The 3574-nt window shown below is 73.7% G+C and carries 4 protein-coding genes; 3 read left to right on the top strand and 1 reads right to left on the bottom strand.

Annotated elements, in window-relative coordinates:
• Both ACI379_RS03385 and ACI379_RS03380 read left to right on the top strand, forming a co-directional pair.
• Positions 1-880: acetylxylan esterase (locus ACI379_RS03385; RefSeq protein WP_439790654.1), on the top strand; the 880-nt coding region annotated here is incomplete at its 5' end.
• Positions 881-1021: 141 nt separating this feature from the next.
• Positions 1022-1948 (top strand): SIS domain-containing protein, encoded by a 927-nt coding sequence (locus ACI379_RS03380; RefSeq protein ID WP_439790653.1) that lies wholly within the window; start codon positions 1022-1024, stop codon positions 1946-1948.
• A 17-nt stretch (positions 1949-1965) separates the two neighbouring features.
• Here ACI379_RS03380 and ACI379_RS03375 read toward each other — a convergent pair whose 3' ends face one another.
• On the bottom strand, positions 1966-2760 hold the full coding sequence (locus tag ACI379_RS03375) for a DUF2470 domain-containing protein (RefSeq protein ID WP_439790652.1): 795 nt from the start codon (positions 2758-2760) through the stop codon (positions 1966-1968).
• 108 nt (positions 2761-2868) lie between these two features.
• Between ACI379_RS03375 and ACI379_RS03370 the strand changes: the two genes are divergently transcribed.
• Positions 2869-3574, top strand: a 706-nt coding sequence (locus ACI379_RS03370) for an ABC transporter transmembrane domain-containing protein (protein ID WP_439790651.1), incomplete at its 3' end; no start/stop codon positions are given.

The raw sequence follows: 3574 nt of genomic DNA, 5'->3' as shown, positions 1-3574 counted from the left end.
CGTGCCCCACGAGCTCTCCCTGAGCGGCGTCGAGGCCGCGCACGTCTGGTTCACCGGCTTCGGCGGCCAGCGCGTGCACGCGCTCTGGCTGCGCCCGGCCCGTGCCGTGGCGCCGGGACCCGTCCCTGCTGTGGTGCAGTACCTCGGCTACGGGGACGGCACCGGCAGTCCGCTCGACTGGCTGGCGCTGCCCGCGGCCGGGTTGGCGACCCTCGTCATGGACACCCGCGGCCAGGGCGCCCGCGCCCGGCGCGCCGGAGCGACCGGGGACGAGGGCGGCAGCGGCTCCGCCCACGTGGAGGGCTTCCTGACCAAGGGCCTGCTCGACCCGGCCGACTACTACTACCGGCGCGTCTTCACCGACGCCGCACGTGCCGTCGACTGCGTCGCGGAGCTCGACGGTGTCGACACCGCGCGGATCGCCGCGCTGGGCACCAGCCAGGGTGGCGGCATCACGCTGGCCGCAGCCGCGCTCTCCGAGCGGGTGAGTGCCGCGGTGGTCAACGTGCCGTTCCTGTGCCACTACTCGCGCGCCGTCGAGGTCACCGAGTCCAAGCCGTACTCCGAGCTGCTCGCCTTCCTGCGCACCCACCGCGGCGAGGCTGACCGCGCGCTGTCCACGCTCGACTACTTCGACGGGGTCAACTTCGCGGCCCGCTCCCGGGTGCCGGCGCTCTTCTCGGTGGCCCTGATGGACGACGTGTGCCCGCCCTCCACGGTGTACGCAGCGCTCAACAACTACGCCGGCCCCACCGAGGTGGAGGTCTACCCCTACAACCAGCACGAGGGCGGCGGCTCCGCCCAGGACGAGGCCGCCATCACCTGGCTGCGCGACCAGTTCGCCGCCACACCCGCTGCGCCCGTCGCCACCCACCCCTGAGCCACCCCTGAGCCGAGGAGCTCCCGATGACCACGACCGCACCCGGATCCCTGATGGCCGCCGAGATCGCCGAGCAGCCGCACTCCCTCGCCCGCCTGCTCGCCGCGCCCGGCACCGTCCAGGACGTCGCCCGCCTGGTCCGTGAGCGCGCGCCCCCGTTTCGTGCTGCTGGCCGCCCGCGGCACCAGCGACCACGCGGCCCTCTACGCGAAGTACCTGATCGAGGTCTCCCTCGGCCTGCCCGTCGGGCTGGTCTCGCCGTCCACCTTCTCGGTGTACGGCGCCCGCCCGCAGCTCGACGACGTGCTCTGGATCGCCGTCAGCCAGTCCGGCGGCTCCCCCGACCTGGTCGAGTCGACCGCCGCGGCGCGGGCCGGCGGCGCTCTGACGCTCGCGGTGACCAACGCCCCCGACTCCCCGCTGGCGCGGGCCGCCGAGCTGGGCGTCGACGTGCTGGCCGGCCCGGAGAAGGCGGTGGCGGCGACCAAGACGTACACCAGCCAGCTGCTGGCTCTCTGGCTCCTCGTCGACGCCTGGCGGGGCGGTGACGGCTCCGCCGCGGCGGGCGTCCCCGACCTCGTCGCCACGGCCCTGCAGGCGCCCGGGATCGAGGAGGTGGCCAACCGCAACCGGTTCACCACCCGCCTGCTCACCACGGGCCGCGGCTACTCGTACGCCACGGCGCGCGAGGCGGCGCTCAAGCTGATGGAGACCTCCTACTTCGCCGCGCAGGCGTTCTCCGGAGCCGACCTGCTCCACGGCCCGCTGGCCCTGGTGGACCACGACCAGCCGGTGGTGGCCGTCGTCGCCGACGGCCCCGGCGGCCGGTCGATGGTCCCGACCCTGCAGCGCCTGGTCGAGCGCGGCGCCGAGCTGACCGTGGTCGGCGACGCCTCCGCCGTCCCCGGGGCCCGCGCGGTCGTGCCGCTCCCGAGCGGGGTCGCCGAGGAGCTCTCCCCCGTCCTGGAGATCGTACCGCTGCAGCGGCTGGCGTACGAGCTGGCGCTCGCCCGGCACCTCGACCCCGACGAGCCGCGCGGCCTGGCCAAGGTCACCAGCACCCTCTGAGGAGGACGCGGCCCGCGTCAGTCCGCGCAGTCGAGGCGGGGGCCACCGGGGATCGACTCGAGCAGCGTCGCGAACGCCTCGGCGAGGTCGCACCCGCACACCACGGGCCCGGGGAACTCGATCCGTACGTCCCCGCCGGAGTCGACGTGACGCACGACCAGCCCGCGGCGGTCCAGCGCCACCGGACGCACCCGCGACGCCGGCAGGTCCGGTCGCACCTGGCACGCCAGGGCCGCGAGGACCTCGGGGTGCCCGTGGTCGAGGTGGGCGAGCCACTCCTTCTCGATGGGCAGCAACGGGTCGACCACCGCCGAGCGGAAGGCGTCCCGGTCGACCTCGCGCGTGGGGGTGCCGAACACCTCCTCGGCCGCGGCGCCGCGCAGCGTGACGCGGCGCGGGGCGACGATCCAGATGCCGCGGTGCAGGTCGATCTCGTCGGGGCCGAGCAGGTGGGCCCGGGCCCCGGCCGGCAGGCCGCCCTCCACCATCCCGGCCTTCCCGACGATCTCCACCACCCCGCGCACCCGGTCGGGCACCGCGGTCGGCGTGAGGTCGGTGACCGTGAGGCCCACCGTGCGCGCCGGTTGCCCCGGCACCAGCACCGGACGCCCCGACCGCTCGTCGGAGCCCGGCACCAGCAGCACGGTGCCGTCCGGGGCGACGGCGTGCCGGACCACCTCGCACTGGGCCCCCGGGACCGCGAGGCGCAGTGCGGTCGAGCGGGCCAGGACGGTCCTCGCCATCTCGGCCGCCCTGCTCGCGGCGCTGGCGGTCTCTCGGTCGGAGCGGGTCGGCAGCCACGATGAGGTCATGTAGGTAAGGCTAACCTTACTACAACATCGGCGACAGGACGTCCCACCCCTACGGCAGAATCACCGGTGCGCCGAACTCCTCGGCGCAGGTGCGCACAGGAGGTTCCCTTGCCCCGACCGGGTCCGAGCGTCACCCACCTGAGCCCCGAGGAGATCGCGGCCGACAACCGCCCGACGTTGCGCCGCATCACCCGGCTGCTGCGTCCGTACTCCTCGAAGCTGGTCGCCGTCCTCGCCGTCGTGGTGCTCGCGGCGCTGCTCTCGGCGCTGGTCCCCTTCCTGACCCAGGCCGTCTTCGACCGAGCGCTGTTCGTCGACGGCGGCCCGCGGATGGACCTGCTGGGGTGGCTGGTCGCCGGCATGGTCGCCCTGCCCGTGATCGCCTCGATGCTGTCGATCGTGCAGAACTGGCTGACGTCCACGATCGGCAACTCGGCGATGGCCGACCTGCGCAGCGAGCTCTTCGCGCACCTGCAGAAGATGGAGCTCGCGTTCTTCACCACCACCAAGACCGGCGCCATCCAGTCGCGTCTGGCCAACGACGTGGCGGGGGTGCGTACGGTCCTGACCGACACCGCGACCTCGATCCTGCAGAACACCGTCACCGTCACCGCCGCCTTCATCTCGATGGTGGTGCTGTCGTGGCAGCTGACGATCCTCACGGTGGTGCTGATGCCGCTGTTCGTGTGGCTGCAGTCGCGGGTGGGCAAGCGCCGCCAGGTGCTGGCGCGACGGACCCAGGAGTCGCTGTCGGAGATGACGGCGATCACCGAGGAGTCACTCAGCGTCTCGGGCATCCTGCTGTCGAAGGTCT

Source organism: Nocardioides sp., from assembly GCF_051876515.1.
In the GTDB taxonomy this organism is placed as follows: Bacteria; Actinomycetota; Actinomycetes; order Propionibacteriales; family Nocardioidaceae; genus Nocardioides.
The sequence above is the reverse complement of the archived record's forward strand: the minus strand, read 5'-3'. Positions and strand labels throughout refer to the sequence as shown.